Origin of the sequence: Sediminitomix flava, from assembly GCF_003149185.1 — a bacterium.
GTDB lineage: Bacteria > Bacteroidota > Bacteroidia > Cytophagales > Flammeovirgaceae > Sediminitomix > Sediminitomix flava.
On record NZ_QGDO01000006.1, the window covers coordinates 175,873 to 196,857 of the forward strand.

The following is a 20,985-nucleotide window of genomic DNA, read 5'->3' on the forward strand; positions in this document are numbered from 1 at the left end:
GTTTTATCGATGATAATTTTTAAGGCTTGGGCTACCATCAAAGAAGATAAAATTCATTGGTTGGCTTTTGACGAAGCTGTTACAGAAGCTCAGAAAACTGAGCGAATGATTTTGATTGATGTTTATACTGAATGGTGTGGATGGTGTAAGCATATGGGAAATAAAACCTACCAAGATGATCATTTAGCATCGTATGTCAATTCACATTTTTTACCTGTAAAATTGAATGCCGAAACACGAAAGAAGATTTTATTCAAAGGAGAACCAATTCCAACAAAAGAATTTGTAAGACAGCAAGGAGTCAAAGTCTATCCGTCTATCATTATTATGGATGATAAAGGAAGCATCCGTCTGTTGGAAGGATATCATAATGAAAAAGAACTAATGAGTGCATTGAAAGCATTAGAGGAAAGTAGATAAGACTTATTTTCCCTCTTTAAACTTCTTCCATCTTTCTTCTTCACGTTCCAAAAGGCTATGAAATTTATTAGGTGTTTTTACTCCAATTTGCATTACTTTCTGAGTAATTGGGTGTGGAAACCAAAGTTCTACCGCCGTTAAGAAAAGTCCTTTTCCTTTTAGCATTTTCCCTTCTTTACCATACATCTGATCGCCCATAATCGGATGCCCACTTTCTGACATATGAATACGAAGTTGATGTGTTTTTCCTGTATGCGGAAATAGACTAACCAAGCTCAAATACTCGTTACTCAACGATCGCACACACTTTTCCACTATAAATTCACTATGGCATTCTTTGCCCTCAATTGGTGTATAAATATGCCCTCGTTCCTCTGATAATTTTCCTGTGACAACTGCCTGATATCTTTTCTTGATTGTTTTTTGTTCAAACTGTTTACCTAGTTCTACTCTTGCTTTAACCGATTTCGCAATCACTAAAAGTCCACTTGTAGGGGCGTCCAAGCGATGAACAGGTTTAGGCCACTTTAGTGCATCTTTTGCTTCAGAAGGTTTCAGATTTCCTTGAAGTGCGTTTTCAATAGTTCGGAAAGCATTTCCACTGACCATTATACCTGCAGGTTTATAAATCACAGCCAAATCATCATCTTCATAAAGCACATCTAGCTGTAGAGGAAAAACTTTGGGCGCTTTTTCCTCAAGATCAATGAGGGTAATGACTAGCCCTTCTTCAATCCATTCACTTCCCGAAGCCATTTTGCCATTCAGTCTTAAAGCTCCTTTTTTCAAAGCTTTTTTTATTCCATTACGACTCACAATGGTATCGATTACTTCTAAGGAATAATCAAGCAAGCGAAGTCTTGGCGGATTAGCAGGAATGGTATGTGATTGAATAATATTCATATGCTTTCTTAAATCAATAAAGTGCAAAAATAATAGAGTCACTTATTTTTCTCAGCTTATTCTGTATTTCAAGAGGTCAGATTTATTCTTTTTAGCATTTGGTGGAATAGTACTAAATTTCTCAGATGTGAAAATTATGATAGGAAGGAACAATTTTTGTCTTTTCATTTCTACCTATCTTTAAATCCTACTGTTTAAGGTAGCAATTTGTTAGAGTCATATTTCGTTCAGCTATGCACAAAATTATATCTAGCCTTTTAGGCATAAGCTTATTTTTCTCTGCACATTTCAGCTTTGCACAAGTCTGGAATTCTTCTTCTTATGACATTACGCCTGCAATTTCAGCAGATGGGAAAACCTTAGTTTTTCAGTCTTACAGAGATGGTTGGAGTTATTTTTATGAATCTAGGAAAGATAGTGCGTGGCAGTGGTCAGAGCCTAAGCGTCTTAAGTTTTTGGATGGCATAGCTACAGAAATGGATGAAATATACACTCCGTCTTTGAGTGCCGATGGTCGACAACTCTTTTTTAGTGCTTGGCTTTTTGATGAATCCGAAAGTGCTGATCTGTATGTGGCTGAACGAACAGAAGATCAGAAATGGGTACGCCCAAGACAAATTAAGAATAAGACGATTAACACTGAGCTTTACGAAAAATCACCTTCCTTATCGGCTGATGGAATGGATTTGTATTTTGTGAGATTTAAACCTGTCAGAGGAGGAAAACCAAAATATTCGATTTGGACGGCTAGAAAAAATGAAGATGGAAGTTGGGGTGATGCTCAAAAGTTACCCGCTCACATCAATAACGGAAGTGCTTCAGAACCTAAAATCCATTACAATGGCAAATCCTTATTTTTCCTTTTAGAAAATAAAGAAGGTTCACAGTGGATGGTTAGTCAGCGATTGAAAGATGGGAGTTGGGAAGAAGCAACGCCTGTAAATTTCATTTCTGAAAATGTAAGATCGTGGAGTATGTCTGAGTTTGCAGGTACAATTTTTAAGGAAAAAGAAATTGATGGAAAACGAAATATTTCAATAGCACTTTTACCCGAAAATGATATGCTTTTCCTTTCGCCAAAAGCATTGGTAGAAGATTATGTGACGGAGAAAATGAGAGCTTGGCAGCAACGAGGAAAATTTGAACCTTCTTCAGCTTACAGAAAGAGAGTGAATAGTGCGAGCATTTTAGAGCAAACAGAATACTATGTTCGAGAAATTGCTCAGAAAATTGCAAATGCTCGAATCAATTGGTCGAAAGTGAATAATGAGTACGACCCAGATCGTCAAGTTTTCCAGATTACGTATGAAGGTTTTCAACCATTCTATGTAAAAGTACCATTGGATAAGGCTGAGACTTTTGACAAAGAATTCAAAAATATTCAGTGTAAAACTCCAATTTTTACTTTCGGAACAGAAAAACCCGCATTCGTATCTGCAGACTTACAATTGCCAAGTTTTGATGATACTTTCTCTTACAGACAAGGAGATGTTATTCAATTTGAGTCTGCTCTAGCAATGAATGAACAAAGTAGATTTGAGTTGAAAGACTATCACAGAAGTTCGAGCGTAAAGTCTAAGATAAAGCCCGAAGTAGAAGAAGAAAGCTTTGACTTCGGAGATGATTTTGACATTATGGCTCCACCTCCAAGAAAAGATTATGCACTTGTCATTGCTACTGACGAGTATGACCAGTGGAATAATTTGGTGAATCCTGTAAACGATGCAGAAACAATTTCGAAAGAGCTAGAAGAAAACTATGGTTTTGAAGTCAACTTCGTAAAAAATCCGACTACAGCACAAATCATGAGTGCACTCCGAAAGTTCGCTTCTAAAAAATACAATTTCTACGATCAGCTTTTCATTTTTATTGCAGGACATGGGCAGTATGATCCGATATTCCAAGAAGGATATATTGTTGGTAAAAACTCCTTGATTCATGATGAAGGAAAAACGACTTATGTTTCACATTCGAGTCTTCGAACCGTAATCAATAACATCCCTTGCGAACATATTTTCTTAGCTATTGATGCCTGTTTCGGAGGAACATTTGATCCTACAATCGCTTCTTCAAGAGGAAATTTATATGATGAAATTTCTAAGCAAGATTTCGTAGACAGAAAGCTTCAATTCAAGACTAGACGCTACCTTACTTCGGGAGGAAAAGAATATGTTCCCGATGGTAGACCCGGACATCATTCGCCATTTGCTCGAAAGTTTTTGGAAGCACTCCGAAATTATGGAGGAGACGACAGGATTTTAACGATGGGTGAATTATTGAATTATACCGAGCGATTAGAGCCTCAGCCTCGCACAGGTGAATTTGGAGATAATGCACCAGGCAGCGACTTTATTTTTATCTCGAAATAGATTGCTGTCAAATATTTTACTAATTTCCGTCTGTGTGTTTCCTCAAAAAAATAATCAAATATGGCAAACTCCATGGAAAATGATGTAAAGTCGATTAGGCGGATTTTAGTAGTATTTTTAGTGGCAGGGATTCATTATCTTCTCTATGCGTTATCGAGCCTTGTGACTCCACTTATTTTATCTTCTTTTATAGCACTATTACTGTATCCTGCTTTACAGTTTTTAGTGGACAAAAAAATACCAAAGTACTTAGCACTTTTTGCTGTAGTGACTGTTGTATTTCTTCTTTTAGGGGGGATCACAGCCATGATCCGAAGCTCTGTCATGGAGATTTATGCAGACAAAGAACAGATATCTGAAATGTTTCTGGAAAAGGTAAATTCCCTTGGATTTAGTGTAGGAGATTTGGATGGCTTTTTCTCAGAATTTATAAATCCAGAAAAAATCAGTGAAATGCTCACTCCTGTACTTTCAGGTGCTGCTTCTTTTTTAGGAGGTTCATTCACATTTTTCTTTTACCTCTTACTGATTTCTAGTGGACTTTTATCCTATAAAAAATATCTAAAAAGGTTTGGTAATGGCGAGGATAGCACAAAATGGTTTGATGTCTTCATCAAGATTAAAGAGTCATTTTCGGTTTATATCCGAGTGAAAGTATTGATTAGTTTAGGAACAGGTTTCTGCTTCTGGATTATCTGTTCTTCTTTTGGTATAAGCTCAGCTATGTTTTGGGGATTCTTAGCTTTCTGCCTCAATTTCATTCCTACCTTCGGTTCTGTGATAGCCACAATTATTCCTGTATGTTTCGGTTTCCTTTATTTAGAGCCAACTCCTCTCATTATTTATGGAGCACTTTTAGGTGTAGTCCAATTCATTTTTGGAAATATACTTGAACCTATTTTCCTAGATAAACAACTTTCAATCAATACACTTACGATTTTGTTTGGTCTTGTATTTTGGAATGAAATCTTAGGGGTTACAGGCCTTTTCTTGGCAGTGCCTCTTTTGGTACTTACCAAAATCTTACTGGAAAATATAGAGGGAGGAAAAAAGATTGCTCTCTTTATGGAATCCTAATTTTTAGGGTGTAATGATTCTGTATATTTTTTAGAAGAGCTAAAAACCATTTTACACAATTCAATTACTATGCGGATACTTTTATTTATAGGAATGATGAGCTTTTTATCATTCTCAGTTTTTGCTCAATTTGATGCTGAAGGTTATTTGGATAAGGATTTTCACAAGTCGAGGAGAGAAGCTTTTAGGACTTCTATGGAAGAAAATTCAGTAGCTGTACTTTTTGCAAATCCGATAAGAAATAGAGCCAATGATGTAGATTTTATATACCACCAAGATCCTGATTTTTATTACTTGACGGGCTACAGAGAGCCGCATGCTGTCTTATTAATTTTCTCAGAAACACAGACTTCACCTACAGGGGTTACTTTTGATGAACTACTATTTGTTCAGCCTAAAAATGAACTCTACGAAATGTGGACAGGCGAGCGCTTGGGTATTGAAGGTACAAAAACAGCATTAGGTTTTGAGAATGTCTTTGCGAATACAGACTTCGAAGCCTTTGAATTGAACTTTGACAATTTTGATCGCCTATATTTTTATGCTTTTCACAATGACGTAAGAGATAACGTTAGAGACAATGGTGATTTATTTAGTCTGATTGAGCAGTTCAAAAGCAAGGCTTCAATTCCAAAATTTTTGAATAAGGTGAGTGCTCATCTATATCAGATGATTAGAAGCACGGATATTGAAAATTCTGCGAATGTAGCCCAAGTTATAGCCAAGCAAATGGATAAAATGCCTTTACTCAAACTAGATCCTTATTTGAAAGAGTATGTGGTAGAAAAAGACGAAGAGAATAGGCTTAAAATTGCTTCAAAATTACCAGATCACAGATTTGATATTTTAGGTCTGGAACAGAGAATGGCAGCATTGAGAGAAGTTAAAACTGAAGCTGAAGTACAGTTGCTTCGTAAAGCTGTTCGTATTTCTACAGTTGGGCAAGAGGAAGTTATGAAAGCGATGAATCCAAGTATTTCAGAAAGAGAAGTTCAAGGAATTCATGAGTTTGTATTCAAAAAATACGGAGCGGAGTATGAAGGTTATCCTTCAATTGTTGGGGCAGGACATAATGGTTGTGTATTGCATTACATTGACAATAAGAAACAACAAATTGAAGATGGCGAGTTGATCTTGATGGACTTGGGCGCTCAATTTAGAGGATATACTGCTGATGTGACTCGTACAATTCCTGTAAATGGTAAATTCAGTAAAGAGCAAAAACAAATTTATGAGCTAGTTCTAAAAGCTCAAGAGGAAGGAATAGCTGCTTGTAGAGTTGGTGCCGAATTTGGCAGTCCAAACAAAGCTGCTGCGAAAGTTATAAAAGAAGGGCTTTTGGAGTTGGGAATTATCGAAAACGAAAAAGATTATCGCAAATACTTTCCACATGGTACCTCACATCATATTGGTTTAGATGTGCATGACAAAAGTAATTATGGCGAGTTTCAGCATAACATGATTATCACCGTAGAGCCTGGTATTTACATTCCGAAAGGAAGTCCTTGTGATGAAAAATGGTGGGATATTGCAGTGAGAATTGAAGATGATATTCTGATTACAAATGAAGGTGTTGAAAACCTATCTGCAGATGCTCCAAGAACAGTAAAAGAGATTGAAGCTTTGATGAAAAAAGAGAGTATACTTAGTCAGTTTATTCTTCCAAAAATCTAAAAAAAACAAGAGGTTATAGATGAGTCTATAACCTCTTGTTTTTTGAAATGATGATTTATTGAGCACTAACTTCTAGCTGACCAATTTTCTCCCAAGTAGGATCAGGAGTAAGCGTAACAGCAAAGAAAATTTGCTCATTGTTTTTGCTATTCATTACAGTCGCAGGACTTTTTGTACCAAGTTGAGCAATAACTTGATCTGGAGTTAATTTATACATTGCACCACTTGCAGCGTCGATAATAATTCCAACAAGTCCTCCAAAAAGAATGTTACCTAAAAACCATCCGTCCATTTCTCTTTTGATGATAACCTCATAAGGATAGAAACCTTCTAGTTCTACTTTTACATTATAAGATTGTTTGGTAGATGCTTCACCTTTCAAACGTCCCATTCTTTTTAGAGAAACAGTACTAGGTGTTTGTCCGTATTCTTTTCCATCAATAAAAATTTTAGCACCTGATGGTTGACTACTGAAGTTAACCAATTGCGAAGGTCCATGAACAATTGAAGCACAGCCTGTTAGTAAGAAAAGTACTAGTAGAGAATAAAAAAGTCTTGTTTTCATTTAGAATAAAAATTAAAAGCCCCATAAATACAGTAAAGTATTTCTAAGGATAGTTATTAAACAATATTCTTAAAAGTAAAAGAAAACTTGTTTAAATACAAAATGTTATACCTGTGCTCACTAGCTAAGTATAGTTTTGTATGCCTCTCCCAGATTATTGATAATATCAGAAGCAATCATAGCTGTTTCACTTTTTTCTTTTGCAGCAAAATCACCTGCAAGACCATGAAGGTAAACACCTAATATAGTCGCATATTCTGGGCGGTAAGATTGCGCTAAAAGCCCAGTAATAATTCCCGTTAGAACATCTCCGCTTCCCCCTGTAGCCATTCCAGAATTCCCTGTAGAGTTGAAATAGACTTCCCCCGAAGGAAGAGCAATAGAGGAATGAGCACCTTTTACTAGTACTGTTACTTCGTATTCTTTGGCAAATTCTCTTTGTACTTCCAATCTTTCATATTGGTTGTGGTATTTTCCCGAAGTCAATCGTTCAAACTCTTTAGGATGGGGAGTGAGAATTGAGCCTTTAGGAACTAAGTCCATCAAGGCAGGGTATTTACCAATCAGGTTTATAGCATCTGCATCTACTACTATCGGAAAGTTAATTTGCTGAAGGATACTAATGAAAAGACTTTGCGCATTTGCATCAGTTCCCATCCCAGGTCCAATTCCGATACTACTAAAAGAGTCAAAAGGCGGATGTGTATTTTCATCTTCATTTTGTTCAGTGATACACATCGCTTCGGGTACATTGCTTTGAAGAATTGTATATCCGAAACTAGGAACACGTGCGCTTATAAGCCCAGCTCCACTTCGGAGAGCAGCTTTTGTGGCTAAAACTACTGCTCCAATTTTACCATAGCTTCCTCCCACTAAAAGTGCATGACCATAAGTACCCTTATGATCAAACTTTTTTCGTGTTTTCAGAATGCTAGAAATATAGTCTTGATCAATGAAAAAGAAAGATGTTGGTAGGTGTTCAATCTTTTCTTTGTGTAATCCGATATCTTTTATAGCCCATTCACCTACATAAACATGGTTTTGGGGTAACATGAAAGATAGTTTCGGAAATTGAAAACTTAAGGTATGATCAGCACGGAAGATATTTTCATCAGCATTGAAGTTGTCACAGAATAAGCCAGAAGGAATGTCAATGGATACTTTAAGAGCAGCAGAGTCATTGAGGTGCTGAATAAGACATGCCGTAAAACCTCTGATTGGTCTATTAAGTCCAGAGCCGAAAATGGCATCTATAATAATATCTTGCTCTCCTAATTCTGGGTGTTTACTATTTTCATCAAGCCGAATGATTTTAATGGGCAGTTTGCTTAATCTTTTCTCATTCTTATGAAAATCAATACTGCCTGTATCGCTGTATTTTATGATATAAACTTCTACTTTATACCTGTTCTGATAAAGCATTCGAGCCACAGCTAAACCATCACCTCCATTATTTCCCATCCCAGCAAATATTTTGATGGTCTTTTGACTAGAAAATTTATTGGAAAACCATTCACTAAATCGGAGAGAGGCTCTTTCCATTAAGTCAATAGAAGCGATAGGTTCATTTTCGATGGTGTATTGATCGAGTTGTCTGGTTTGTTCAGCATTAATAATTTTCATAGCTCAATCCGTTAGTGAGTATAGATGGCAACAGAATTGGAAAAAGAAACATTGGGTGAAGTAGTAAAAAAATAAAAGTCACCGATATACCTACTTCATCAAGGAAGTTCAAAATAAATTTAGGAATCTGAGAACATTCCACCTTATTTTGAAGTAGAAATAGAGAAATATGCAGTTCATTAAGATCGTTTATGGTGATCTCTTTGACCATTCGATTTTAAAAACTTATTTTTGGATAAATTACTAATAAACAAAGATAAAGATGGAAGTTTTGTCAATTCTATTGTTCGGAATGCCAGGCGGATGGGAAATGGTATTAATCTTTTTAGCCATCCTTTTGTTGTTTGGTGCTAAGCGAATCCCAGAGCTAGCTAGAGGACTTGGTAGAGGTATCCGAGAATTCAAAGACGCAAAAGACCAACTTAATCAAGAGTTGGAAGGCGGTTTGAAAAAAGATGACTCTAAGCCAAAAGAATAAATGAAAGAGTATCAGCTATGATGAAAAGTCTTAACTGATGCTCCTTTCTTTTTACGAGTTTCTGAGTTCGATTCTAATGTTTTAGAAATCTCTAATTTTTGGCTGTTTTATTATTAAAATGACAATGTTTAGGTTCTTATCTTAACTAAATAAGCTTATCCTTGTCCTTTTTTTGAAAAAGACTTTAATTAGAGTTGTGAAAATATTTTGAGGTTTTATTGCAAAATAATTAGGCAAAAGACCTTTCAGTTGGAAAAGATCAAATAGAATCAGGTGTACGGTTCATATAAAGAAATTCGTGAAGCGCTCTCTAAGCAAGAGACTACAGTCAAGAAATTAGTGGATTATCATCTGCAAAAAATTGAGGAAAGCAAACATTTGAATGCTTTCCTTGAAGTTTATACAGATGAAGCTTTGGCTGCTGCTGCGTTGGTAGATCAGAAAATTGCCGATGGCACTGCTGGGAAACTAGCAGGTCTGGTAGTGGGGATTAAAGATGTGATCTGTCATAAAGATCATGGAGTACAGGCAGCAAGTCAGATTTTGGAAGGTTTTGAGTCGCAGTTTTCAGCTACAGCTATCGAACGCTTGTTGGCAGAAGATGCGGTAATTATAGGACGTCAAAATTGTGATGAATTTGCAATGGGTTCAACCAATGAAAGTTCATCTTTTGGTCCAACACTAAATAATGTTGATAATGAGCGTGTACCGGGTGGTTCTTCGGGAGCTTCAGCGGTAGCTGTTTCAGCAGATTTGTGTCAAATTTCTTTAGGTTCTGATACCGGAGGTTCCGTAAGACAGCCTGCAGCATTTACGGGTGTTGTAGGATTAAAGCCAACCTATTCACGTATTTCTCGTTGGGGACTTATTGCATACGCATCATCCTTTGATACCATTGGGATTCTTTCTAAAAATGTAGCAGATGCGGCATTGGTGCTAGAAGTAATCGCAGGAGAAGATGAATTTGATGCTACAGTTTCTAGAAAAGGCGTACCTGCCTATTCGCAGAATCTTACCCTTGAAGAAGGAAAGAAATTGAAAGTAGCTTACATCAAAGAAACGGTAGAAAGTGAGCACTTAAATGCAGATATCAAAGCAAATACAAAAGCCAAGATTGAAGCACTTAAAGCCCAAGGGCATGAAGTAGTAGCTGTAGATTTTCCACTGTTGGAATATTTATTGCCTACTTATTATATCCTTACAACGGCTGAAGCAAGTACCAATCTTGCTCGTTTTGATGGGGTACATTATGGCTATCGAAGTGATAAATCCGTAGACCTTGAAAGTCTTTATAAGCAATCAAGATCAGAAGGATTTGGACGCGAAGTACAAAGAAGGATCATGTTAGGAACCTTCGTACTTAGTGCAAGTTACTATGATGCTTATTTTACAAAAGCACAAAAAGTACGTCGACTGATAAAGGAGGCTACTGAGAAAATATTTGAAGATTACGATTTCCTTTTAATGCCAACAACTTCTACACCTCCAGCCAAAATTGGAGATTACACAGAGGAGAATGTATTGGAAATGTATCTGGGAGATATTTATACTGTTCAAGCAAATGTGGTAGGAATGCCTGCTATTTCTATTCCTAACGGAGTAGATGCTACAGGTCTGCCAATTGGTTTGCAAGTAATGGCTAATAAGTTTGAGGAAGAAAAAATGTTGGCTTTCTCAAAATACCTTTCAGAACTCTAATGAAAGTAATGTAGAGGGAAAAGGGGTAGCCTTACATATGTAGGGCTACCTTTTTTTTATGTGAATAAAAGGAAATACAATGGATAAATTGAAAGACAAGCCTGTTTTTGCATTGTCCAGAAACAAAAAATTATTGTATGATCCGGGTCTTAACAAGGACTAATATGAGTTCAATCAAAAAAGCCTTTTTAGTAATCCTACTATTAGTAGTTGGGGGAGAAGCTGCAGTTTATGCACAAGATTATAGTTGGGAAGACAGTGTCTATACTGTTCAGGCTCCCGAGGGGTATGTTTTTCCGATGTCGGAAGATGAAGTAGTGGAAGCTGCTACATCGGCTCCGGGTTGGGATGAATATGCCGACTTGGGTTTTGATCCAGATAAAGCAATTATTCTCGATGATTTCATCAGAAATGATGGATATATTCCTAGAGTTTCCAATGAAGTTTTAGAAGAGCGTTTGAAAGCTGTAGAAGGCGATATTCCGCTAACATTCAACAACAATGTTAGAATGTTCATCGATTATTTTTCGGTGAAGAAAAGAGGATATACGCTTGAAATTATGCAGCGTACAAATATGTATTTCCCAACTTTCGAACGAATCTTAAATGAAGTAGGTGTTCCGGAAGAGTTGAAATATTTATCCATTATTGAGTCTGCACTTAAGCCTGTGGCCTTGTCTCGTGTTGGGGCAAAAGGTTTGTGGCAGTTTATGCCTGCAACAGGTAGAAGTTATGGCTTAAAGATGAATTACTACGTAGACGAAAGAATGGACCCAGAAAAGTCTACAAGAGCAGCTGCCAAATACTTGAAGTATCTTCATGATTACTTTGGTGATTGGGAGTTGGCGATTGCAGCTTATAACTGTGGACCTGGAAATATTAGAAAAGCACAGCGTAGAACTGGTAAATTCCATTTCTGGGATATTTATCACAAGTTGCCAAGAGAAACAAGAGGGTATTTACCTCAGTTTGTGGCTATGCTTTATGTTTTGAATTACACAGAAGAACATAACTTATTCCAAGATAATCCGAACTATGAAATTCCTGCAGCTGAAATATTTGTCAGTCAGTCGGTTGATTTGTCAAAATTAGCTTCAGAAATCAAGGTTTGTAAAGAAGATTTGTATTTGCTGAATCCTGAGCTTCGTTTGAAGTTTGTCCCGAAATCAGCAAAGAACTATGCATTGAATATTCCTGCGGCAAGAGTTGAAAACTTTGAAGAAAACAGAGCCTCAATTCTGAAAAATGTAAAATACACAGGTAGCAGAGAATTGGATGGCGAAGGAATGTTCTACCACAGAGTTAGAAGTGGAGACAACCTTGGTAAGATTGCTCGTATGTACGGGGTGAAAATCTGGCAAATCAAGGATTGGAACGGTTTGAGTGGTAGTATGATCCGTATCGGTCAGAAATTAAGAATCTACGGTAGAGGATATACTCCTTCAAAGGCAAAAACAGCTAGTTCATCTTCTTCTACATCTTCAAAACCAAAACCTGTATCAGTAAGTACGAATGGAACACATACAGTAAAATCGGGAGAATCTTTATATGTAATTGCGAAAGCTTACGGAATGACTATCGAGCAATTGAAGTCAGCAAATGGTTTGACGAGCAGTAAAATTCGTCCGGGACAAAAGTTGAAGGTTTCTAAAGGAAGTACCACTGCCAAATCGAGCAATACTTCTAATTCAACTTCAAAAGCATCTGCATCTTCAGCGAATATGCATACTGTGAAGTCAGGGGATTCTCTTTGGAGTATCGCAAAGAAATATGCCACAACCGTGTCTCAATTGAAAAAGTTGAATAACTTGAAGTCTGATAAGTTGAGCCTAGGGCAAAAACTTAAAGTCAAATAGAATTAGCATAAAGAGTATTATATAAATAGCAATGTTAGATTTTATCAAGAACCTTTTCGGAGGGGGAACAACAGGCTTCACTGAACTAACTTCAGATGAATTTGAGGCGGCTTTGAAAGATGGGCAAAAAAAGATGATTTTGGATGTCCGTAGTGCATTTGAGTTTAAAGATCAGAAGATCCACCAAGCACTTAATGTAGATATCCAACATCCTGATTTTGATACTAAATTAGCTCATTTCGATCACGAAAAACCAGTTTATGTTTACTGTCAATCGGGAAGTAGAGGACGCAAAGCTTGCAGAAAACTAGTACAACTAGGATACAAAAACATTTATAACTTGAAAGGTGGTATTTCTCAATACGATGGGAAAACAGTCTAAATTTTAAGTTTTTGGATATAAAAAAGGTACAATCTGTGTAAAACGGATTGTACCTTTTTCTTTTTTATCAGACCGATGAAAATTAATGGTCTGAGTCTAGAATATCAATATCTGAGATTAAGACTCTCTTTGAAATGGCTTTTCCCGTAGGAGTAGCCGCTAACCCTCCAAGTGCAGTTTCTTTGTAACGATCTTCCATACTTGCGCCAACTTCTCCCATGGCATCTACACATTCATCTACAGGAATGATGGCATCTACACTAGCCAATGCAATTTGAGCAGAAGAGTTGGCAATAGCAGCAGCACTTGCATTTCTGACAATACAAGGTACTTCCACAAGGCCGGCCACAGGGTCACATACCAAACCAAGCATACACTGTACGGTAATTGCAACTGCATTGAAAACTTGGTCAATGTTTCCGCCCAAAGCATAAACAATGGCTCCAGCAGACATTGCCGCTGCAGTTCCTGTTTCGGCTTGGCAACCACCTACTGCACCTGCAATGCCTGATTTTTTCTCCATAATCAATGCAATACCAGCAGCAACTAATAAGGCTTCGTGCATTTTTTCATCGGGAAGATTATGTAATTCTTGTAGCGTGACAAGTACGCCTGGCATTATACCAGAAGCACCAGCAGTGGGGGCAGCTACTACACGTCCCATACAAGAGTTTACTTCTTTGGCCGCAAGAGCTCTAGCAATTAATTTTTGGAATTCGGGTGATAAAACAGTGATGGGACTGTTGTATACTTTTTTACCTGAATTTTGTACCATTCCAGATACAGAAGTCATATCATCTGTGAGTCCTGTTTTTACTGCATCTTTCATGACCGAGTAAGCTTTTGCTAAACCAGCAAGAATGTCTTCTTGACTAGCTTCTTTCTCGACCATTTCATAGGCTACAACAGGTTTAAATAGCTCACGTTGTTTTTCCTCACAGTAGGTTTTCCATTCAATAAATGAATCAAATAAAATAGCCATACTATTTACTTAGTTATAATGTGTTGATGTTTGTGTTTATCTCAATGTTGCTTCGAATTTAGGATAAAAAAACTATTTTTCTTGATAAGGAATGAAAAGCTATGCTATTGACATAGAATAATATTACTTGAAAGTTAATAGTGTGTTTTAGTGTAGAATTGAGAGGAAATAGAATGATTAAAACTTCAATACCCTATTTTATAGAAATTACCCCTAGAGTGTGAAAGATGCTATTATCTTGATTGGTCAATCTTTTATACTCTAACTTGGTGTCACTGAGCTCTGTAAATCCTATATCGAAGGCTAAAAACCTATTAAATCTATCACTGAAAGATCACGTGGCTCTTTTTACGACTATAGTGGTTTTAATTATGTGGTGGATGTTTGTAGGGATTTCTACCATATATCTCAAAGTAGAGCTAAGTACACTGAATACGCTGATCATTATTTTTCAATGTGTCAGTTTTGTATTGCTGTTCTCCGAATACACTTTTAGAATAGGCCTTTATACCCTCTGGTTTATTCCACTTTTTAGCTTTATCTATTCTTGGTCGGGTATTGTTGGAAGTATACAAGGGGGAGTCGCTTCAATGATCGTTTCTTTGATTGCCCTCATCTTCATTATCCGTAATCGTACTCAGAAATTATTTGTAGTAGCAGGCCTAATAACCTATTTGATTATAGCTGTTGCCTTAAATAATGTATTCATGCTTACTGCAATGACTACTGCAGGAGGTATTTTTGAGATATTAAAGTTTGTGCTCATTTTTCTTGTGATGACTCACATTGGGGTATTATTAGTTTATATCACAAATCAAATAGACTCTCAGAGTGAGAAGATCAATGAGAACAACAAGCAACTTTACATTCAGACTACCAAGTACGAACAACTAATCAAATCAATCAAGGAAGATTATTTTCTTTTTAGTGAAAACACAGATGGCAAACTGAGTTATGTAAGTCCATCTTACTTTACAGTATTAGGTTATGATGAAGTAAAAACAATGGATGAAATCATCTCTGAAGATGAAGAAGTATTGAGGTGGATTCATACACGAAATCGACTTTTGAAAGGAACTACGGATACGGTAACACTAAACTTTAAAGTAAAAAGCCAGAAAAATGAGAAAGGAGTTAGTGTACTTAAGGTTCAGCAAAATGTGAGGAAAGGTATAAATGGTGAAATCTTAGGTATTGATGGAATCGCTCAAGATATTACAGAAAGACTGACATATCAAACACATTTGGTTGAAGCACTGGCAAAAGAAAAACAATTAAATGCTTTAAAAACAAACCTAATCTCTACGGTGTCTCATCAATTTAGAACACCGCTTACAGTCATTCAATCTTCAACTGAGCTTTTACAGTTATACATGAGAAAGCAGGAGATTGAATCGCCTAAAACGCAAAAGTTAACTAACCGTGTTGTAGATACAGTTCTTTACATGAATGAAATGGTTGACGATATTTTATTCTTTAGGTCATTAGAAGAAAATCCTCAATTGGAACCTCAGTGTACTGAACAATCTTTTTCTGTATTTATAACAAATTTAGTTACTAAGTACAATCCTCTGATAAAAGGAGATAAAACAATTCTATTAGACCAAATTGGTGAAGAAAAGACTTTCTCATTTGATGAAAAAATAATGGGGCATGTCTTTGGGAACCTACTTTCTAATGCGATAAAGTATACCCCACCCCACTGTGCCAGTCCAAAAATAAAGGTAGAGTATCATACAAACTATTTGAATGCCTTTATCATCGATCATGGAATCGGAATTAATAAAGAAGATATTACTAAACTTTTTACACCTTTTTTTAGAGGAGAAAATACCAAAAACTATAAAGGGACAGGACTTGGGCTAGTGATCGCAAAGGAGTACCTGCAATCTCATAGAGGGGCAATTAGGGTAGAGAGTGTTGAGGGAGAAGGAACGACTTTTAAAATCAGACTCCCTTACCAAAGAGGCTAGTTGTCTTTGCCATTTTTTAATTGTAGCTTTTCTATGACTTTTTATAATAAACCAAGAACTTATGTTACCAATTCGATTATTGGGAGTATGCTTACTCTCACTTTTTTCATATCAAGCACTCGCTCAAGAAACTTATATTTTTTGCGGGAAACTGATAGATGGAAAATCAGATAAAGTCAGAAATGAAGTTACCCTGATTGTTGATGGAAACCGTTTGAAAGAAATCAAGAATGGTTTTGTAGATGCTCCAGATTCAGTAAAAGTAGTTGACCTTTCGAGCAATACGGTTATGCCAGGACTAATGGATATGCATGTTCATTTAGAAATGGAATTCAATAAAGCAGCCTATTTGAATCGTTACACTAAAAACGAAGCAGATATTGCTTTTTTCTCAGTTGTAAATGCAGAAAAAACATTGATGGCAGGTTTTACAACCGTAAGAGATTTGGGGGGAACAGGTGTAAATACATCGTTGCGTAAAGCGATTGATGGTGGTTTGGTTAAAGGACCGAGAGTTTTTAGTGCTGGTAAATCGATTGCGACAACAGGGGGACATGCAGATCCTACAAATGGAGCAAAAGCAGCTTTGATGGGAGACCCAGGACCAAAAGAAGGTGTAATCAATGGGGCTGATGAAGCTCGCAAAGCTGTGCGTCAACGTTATAAAAATGGAGCCGATGTAATCAAAATTACAGCAACAGGAGGAGTATTGAGTGTGGCAAAATCTAGTAAAGCACCACAGTTTAATATGGAGGAACTGAAGGCAATTGTAGAAGTGGCTAATGATTATGAAATGGTGACAGCTGCTCATGCGCATGGAACAGAAGGAATGAGAAGAGCTGTAGATGCTGGAATCAATTCTATAGAACATGGGACTTATATGACCGATGAAGTGATGGAATTGATGAAAGAAAAAGGAACATATTATGTCCCGACAATTACGGCAGGGAAAGAGGTGACTAACAAAGGGAAAATAATGGGCTTTTACCCAAAAATAGTCGTTCCAAAAGCTTTAGAGATCGGTCCTAAGATTCAAGATACTTTTTCAAGAGCTTATAAAAGAGGCGTGAAAATAGCCTTTGGTACAGACGCTGGAGTGTTTCCTCATGGGTTAAATGGAAAAGAGTTTGGTTATATGGTAGAAGCAGGTATGCCAGCTATGGAAACCATCAAGTCAGCAACAATGGGTGCTGCGAGTCTTTTGAGAATTGAAGATGAGCTAGGTTCTATTGAAGAAGGTAAGTTAGCGGATATTGTGGCTGTAGAAGGAGACCCTTTGGAAGATATTTCAGTAATGGAAAATATCGTCTTTGTGATGAAAGATGGGGAGATATATAAAAAGCCACAGTTTGTGGAATAGTTTTGAGACTATGAAGAAAATAACCATTCCAAGCCATCTGCTGGAATGGTTATTTTTTTATGTCTGAATAGTAGAAGTGACTTATTTCAGAAAAGCTTTAGCCACAAGTAAATCTTCTGGCGTTGTAATTTTGATGTTTTCATAATTTCCATCAATCAACTCTACTTTTTGCCCCATTGCCTCCACAACACTAGCATCGTCGGTAAAGGTGTTTACAAACTCTTGTTCATAAGCCTTTTTGAGTAATTCAACTTGAAAAGTTTGTGGGGTTTGTACCAAACGGAAAATGCTACGGTCTTGAGCAAAAGAATTATTCCCATCTACTTTTCGGATAGAATCCTTTAGTGCAACAGCCGTAATTGCGGCACCATTTGTCTCTGCTACTTGATAAGAAGTTAAAATGACATCTGGATTTACAAATGGTCTTACGCCATCATGAACAGCTACTAAACCTATTTTTTTTTCAATAGCATTCAAACCATTTTTCACAGAATGAAAACGCGTTTCTCCACCTTTACGAACTTGATGAGGAATTTGAAAATTATGCTTTTCACACAAATTTTCCCATGTCTTTATTTCCTCTTCTGGTAGAGTAAGAATGATCTTAATATCTTCAACCGTTGTATAAAACTTCTCAAGGGTATACATCAGAATTGGTTTGCCGTCTAAGTCTATAAATTGCTTAGGTACAGTGCTTTTCATGCGGCTACCTATTCCTCCGGCTACTATAATGGCAAATTTTGATTGGCTCATTTGTGTTATAGTCTAAGTGAGTCTGGTTTACTCTCTTTTGATGAATGATGTTTTGCGTGAGATCATGTGCATCAGAATCGATTAACAAATATTGTATTTTATACAAAATCTTAGCACATTTACGCCTAAAACGAAATTAATAAAGTTTTTAATGTTATTGAGAAAAAGCTTGTTTGTTCGAAAGACTTTAGCTTAAACAATTTTACGGTGACTTAGTTATTTTGACTGGTTATAGTTGGAATAATCATAGATTACAACCTTCAATAGCACTAAAGACAGATAGAAAACGAAAATAAGCAGCTTCTAAACTGCTGAAAAACTATACGAAATATGTCAACTGAACAAGTAACAAAAGAAAGAACTTTCTCGAAAGAGACCTACATGAAGTGGTATGAGGATATGCTCCTTATCCGTCGTTTTGAAGAAAAGTGTGGACAGTTATATGGTCAGCAAAAGATCAAAGGTTTCTGTCACTTGTATATCGGACAAGAAGCTTGTGCTGCTGGTGCTGTTTCAGCGCTTGAGGAAGGTGATAAGTACATCACAGCTTATCGTGACCACGCACACCCACTTGCACTAGGTACTAACCCAGATGCTGTAATGGCTGAGCTTTACGGTAAAGCAACTGGTTGTTCGAAAGGTAAAGGTGGTTCTATGCACATCTTTGACAAAGAAGTTGGCTTCGTAGGTGGACACGGTATTGTTGGTGGACAAATTCCTTTAGGAGCAGGTCTTGCTTTTGGTGAAAAATATAACAAAACAGGAAAACTTTGTATCTGTTACTTTGGTGATGGTGCAATTCGTCAAGGTGCAATGCACGAGGCGTTCAACATGGCGATGACATGGAAACTTCCTGTAATCTTTGTAGTAGAGAACAACGGTTATGCAATGGGTACTTCAGTTGCTAGAACGTCAAACGTAACTGAATTGTATCAATTGGGTGCTGCTTATGATATTCCTTCAAGACCAGTAAACGGTATGGATGTACAAGAAGTACACATTGCTGTTGAGGAAGCTGCTGCATATGTAAGAGAAGGGAAAGGTCCTTATTTCTTGGAATTCAGAACTTACCGTTACAAAGGTCACTCAATGTCTGACCCTCAGAAATATAGAACGAAAGAAGAAGTTGCTGAATACAAGAAGCAAGATCCAATCGAGCAAGTAAAACAAATCATCTTGGAGAAAGAATATGCTACTGAAGATGAGTTGAAACAATTGGATAAGAGTCTTAAAGCAAGAGTAATGGAGTCAGTGAAATTTGCTGAAGAGTCTCCATACCCAGATGCAGGTGAGATCTATAAAGATGTTTATGTAGAAGAAAATTATCCTTTCTTGGAGACTAAATAATTTTCTCTGCTTCATCTTTTAAAATATATAAAGCTGACACCATTAGTTTGGTGTCAGCTTTTTTTATTGAACAAAGTAAACAGAGAGGCGTTTAAATCTTGGAACTGAAAAAAGGTTTCTTGACGATCTATTTCTGTTTCCTAAGGGTTTTTGAAGTAAGTATTTCTTAATAGTCAATAAGAAATGTTTGAAGACTTTAAAAAAAGCAGGAAAGGACTAATTTTGTAGGAAGTAGACAAAAGGCTCAATTCTGAGTTTAAAAACAACATAGTGAAAACTTTTTCATCTTAATAAATAAGTCGAAGCATCGGTAGGTGCAAAAAGCAAGAATTTATGGAGCAGAAAGGTATTGCGATACTAGGTGCAACAGGGTCTATCGGTACGCAAACATTGGAAGTGATAGCAGAGCAAGCAGATCGCTTCAGAGTAGAGGTACTTACAGCAGGTAACAATGCCGCTTTACTTATAGAACAAAGCAAGGAATTCAAGCCAAGAAAAGTAGTTATTGGCAACGAAAATAAATATGCAGAGGTAAAGGAAGCTTTAGCGTCTTTTGACATTGAAGTATTGGCAGGGAATGATGCATTGTCTGAAGTAGTTCAAGATGATCGAGTTGATATTGTATTGACAGCTTTAGTGGGCTATGTTGGGTTAAAACCAACAATTGCAGCTATTGAAGCAAAAAAAGATATTGCCTTAGCCAATAAAGAAACATTGGTTGTCGCCGGTGAAATCATCATGCAAATGGCGAGAGAACACGGAGTGCATATTCATCCCGTAGACTCAGAGCATTCAGCTATTTATCAATGTTTGACTGGCGAAGAACAAAACCCAATTGAGAAAATTATCCTGACCGCCTCAGGAGGTCCTTTCAGAGGCAGAACAAAAGATCAGCTTTTAGGCGTAACTAAAGAACAAGCACTAAAACACCCGAACTGGGATATGGGAGCTAAAATCACGATTGATTCGGCATCTCTTATGAACAAAGGTTTGGAAGTTATAGAAGCTAAGTGGTTGTTTGATCTTAATGCAGATCAGATTGATGTAATTGTTCACCCTCAATCCATAATTCACTCAATGGTTCAGTTTGAAGATGGAAGTATCAAAGCACAGATGGGCTTGCCAGATATGAAGCTTCCAATTCAATACGCACTCGGATATCCACAAAGATTGAAATCTTCTTTTGAAAGGTTTGACTTTACGCATTATCCGAGCCTTACTTTTGAGAAACCAGATACAAATACCTTTAGAAATTTACATCTTGCGTTTGCTGCGCTAGATAAAGGTGGAAATATGCCTTGTATTTTGAATGCAGCAAATGAAATAGCTGTTGCTCGTTTCTTGAGAGATGAAATAGACTTCTTGGCTTTGGCAGAAGTCAACGAGGCTTGTATGGAAAAGACGAGTTTTATACAAAATCCTTCTTATGAAGATTATGTGGCTACAGACGAAGAAGCAAGACGAATTGCGACGGAGTTGAGCTTATAATCACAACAGAAGCACAAACACTTATCAATTAGCTGTT

General features: G+C 36.9%; 17 protein-coding genes. 12 read left to right on the plus strand and 5 right to left on the minus strand.

Translation table 11 applies throughout. The features are described 5' to 3' along the window. Positions 1-9: 9 nt before the first annotated feature. Complete coding sequence (locus tag BC781_RS19760) at positions 10-420, plus strand: thioredoxin family protein (RefSeq protein ID WP_158281534.1); 411 nt, start codon at positions 10-12, stop codon at positions 418-420. 3 nt (positions 421-423) lie between these two features. Here the strand turns inward: BC781_RS19760 and BC781_RS19765 are convergent, their stop codons facing one another. Further along, positions 424-1,323, minus strand: a complete 900-nt coding sequence (locus BC781_RS19765) for an RluA family pseudouridine synthase (RefSeq protein ID WP_109621120.1) — start codon at positions 1,321-1,323, stop codon at positions 424-426. Between the two features lie 233 nt (positions 1,324-1,556). On the opposite strand from BC781_RS19765, the gene BC781_RS19770 reads away from it, so the two are divergent. The 3 genes from BC781_RS19770 (at position 1,557) to BC781_RS19780 (ending at position 6,443) form a co-directional block, all read left to right on the plus strand. Next, on the plus strand, positions 1,557-3,692 hold the full coding sequence (locus tag BC781_RS19770) for a caspase family protein (RefSeq protein ID WP_109621122.1): 2,136 nt from the start codon (positions 1,557-1,559) through the stop codon (positions 3,690-3,692). 60 nt (positions 3,693-3,752) lie between these two features. Beyond that, positions 3,753-4,769 (plus strand): AI-2E family transporter, encoded by a 1,017-nt coding sequence (locus tag BC781_RS19775; RefSeq protein WP_109621123.1) that lies wholly within the window; start codon positions 3,753-3,755, stop codon positions 4,767-4,769. A 69-nt stretch (positions 4,770-4,838) separates the two neighbouring features. Beyond that, positions 4,839-6,443 (plus strand): aminopeptidase P family protein, encoded by a 1,605-nt coding sequence (locus BC781_RS19780; protein ID WP_109621125.1) that lies wholly within the window; start codon positions 4,839-4,841, stop codon positions 6,441-6,443. A 55-nt stretch (positions 6,444-6,498) separates the two neighbouring features. Here BC781_RS19780 and BC781_RS19785 read toward each other — a convergent pair whose 3' ends face one another. Continuing rightward, a complete protein-coding gene (locus BC781_RS19785) occupies positions 6,499-7,008 on the minus strand; it encodes a PEGA domain-containing protein (RefSeq protein ID WP_109621127.1) in 510 nt (169 codons plus the stop codon). Between the two features lie 120 nt (positions 7,009-7,128). After that, the gene (locus BC781_RS19790; protein WP_109621129.1) at positions 7,129-8,631 is read right to left on the minus strand and encodes an NAD(P)H-hydrate dehydratase; all 1,503 of its coding nucleotides are present in this window, start codon (positions 8,629-8,631) and stop codon (positions 7,129-7,131) included. Positions 8,632-8,893: 262 nt separating this feature from the next. On the opposite strand from BC781_RS19790, the gene BC781_RS19800 reads away from it, so the two are divergent. The 4 genes from BC781_RS19800 (at position 8,894) to BC781_RS19815 (ending at position 13,045) form a co-directional block, all read left to right on the plus strand. Next, positions 8,894-9,109 (plus strand): Sec-independent protein translocase subunit TatA/TatB, encoded by a 216-nt coding sequence (locus tag BC781_RS19800; protein ID WP_109621134.1) that lies wholly within the window; start codon positions 8,894-8,896, stop codon positions 9,107-9,109. Between the two features lie 273 nt (positions 9,110-9,382). Beyond that, positions 9,383-10,807: an Asp-tRNA(Asn)/Glu-tRNA(Gln) amidotransferase subunit GatA gene (gatA, locus tag BC781_RS19805; protein ID WP_109621136.1), complete on the plus strand. Its 1,425-nt coding sequence runs from the start codon at positions 9,383-9,385 to the stop codon at positions 10,805-10,807. A gap of 164 nt (positions 10,808-10,971) precedes the next feature. After that, entirely contained in the window at positions 10,972-12,663 is a 1,692-nt protein-coding gene (locus tag BC781_RS19810) for a lytic transglycosylase domain-containing protein (RefSeq protein ID WP_158281535.1), read from the plus strand. Between the two features lie 31 nt (positions 12,664-12,694). Further along, entirely contained in the window at positions 12,695-13,045 is a 351-nt protein-coding gene (locus tag BC781_RS19815; RefSeq protein ID WP_109621140.1) for a rhodanese-like domain-containing protein, read from the plus strand. A gap of 82 nt (positions 13,046-13,127) precedes the next feature. On the opposite strand, the gene sdaAA is transcribed toward BC781_RS19815, so the two are convergent. Next, positions 13,128-14,027, minus strand: coding sequence for an L-serine ammonia-lyase, iron-sulfur-dependent, subunit alpha (gene sdaAA / locus BC781_RS19820; protein ID WP_109621142.1), 900 nt, complete (start codon positions 14,025-14,027; stop codon positions 13,128-13,130). A gap of 380 nt (positions 14,028-14,407) precedes the next feature. Here sdaAA and BC781_RS19825 point away from each other — a divergent pair, with 380 nt between their 5' ends. Both BC781_RS19825 and BC781_RS19830 read left to right on the plus strand, forming a co-directional pair. Beyond that, positions 14,408-16,000 (plus strand): sensor histidine kinase, encoded by a 1,593-nt coding sequence (locus tag BC781_RS19825; RefSeq protein WP_211323896.1) that lies wholly within the window; start codon positions 14,408-14,410, stop codon positions 15,998-16,000. A gap of 61 nt (positions 16,001-16,061) precedes the next feature. Next, positions 16,062-17,360 (plus strand): metal-dependent hydrolase family protein, encoded by a 1,299-nt coding sequence (locus tag BC781_RS19830; protein ID WP_109621147.1) that lies wholly within the window; start codon positions 16,062-16,064, stop codon positions 17,358-17,360. Between the two features lie 81 nt (positions 17,361-17,441). Here the strand turns inward: BC781_RS19830 and BC781_RS19835 are convergent, their stop codons facing one another. Then, entirely contained in the window at positions 17,442-18,113 is a 672-nt protein-coding gene (locus BC781_RS19835; RefSeq protein ID WP_109621149.1) for a 2-C-methyl-D-erythritol 4-phosphate cytidylyltransferase, read from the minus strand. A gap of 330 nt (positions 18,114-18,443) precedes the next feature. Between BC781_RS19835 and pdhA the strand changes: the two genes are divergently transcribed. Next, entirely contained in the window at positions 18,444-19,460 is a 1,017-nt protein-coding gene (gene pdhA, locus BC781_RS19840) for a pyruvate dehydrogenase (acetyl-transferring) E1 component subunit alpha (protein ID WP_109621151.1), read from the plus strand. A 333-nt stretch (positions 19,461-19,793) separates the two neighbouring features. Beyond that, positions 19,794-20,948: a 1-deoxy-D-xylulose-5-phosphate reductoisomerase gene (locus tag BC781_RS19845; RefSeq protein WP_109621153.1), complete on the plus strand. Its 1,155-nt coding sequence runs from the start codon at positions 19,794-19,796 to the stop codon at positions 20,946-20,948. Positions 20,949-20,985 lie beyond the last annotated feature (37 nt).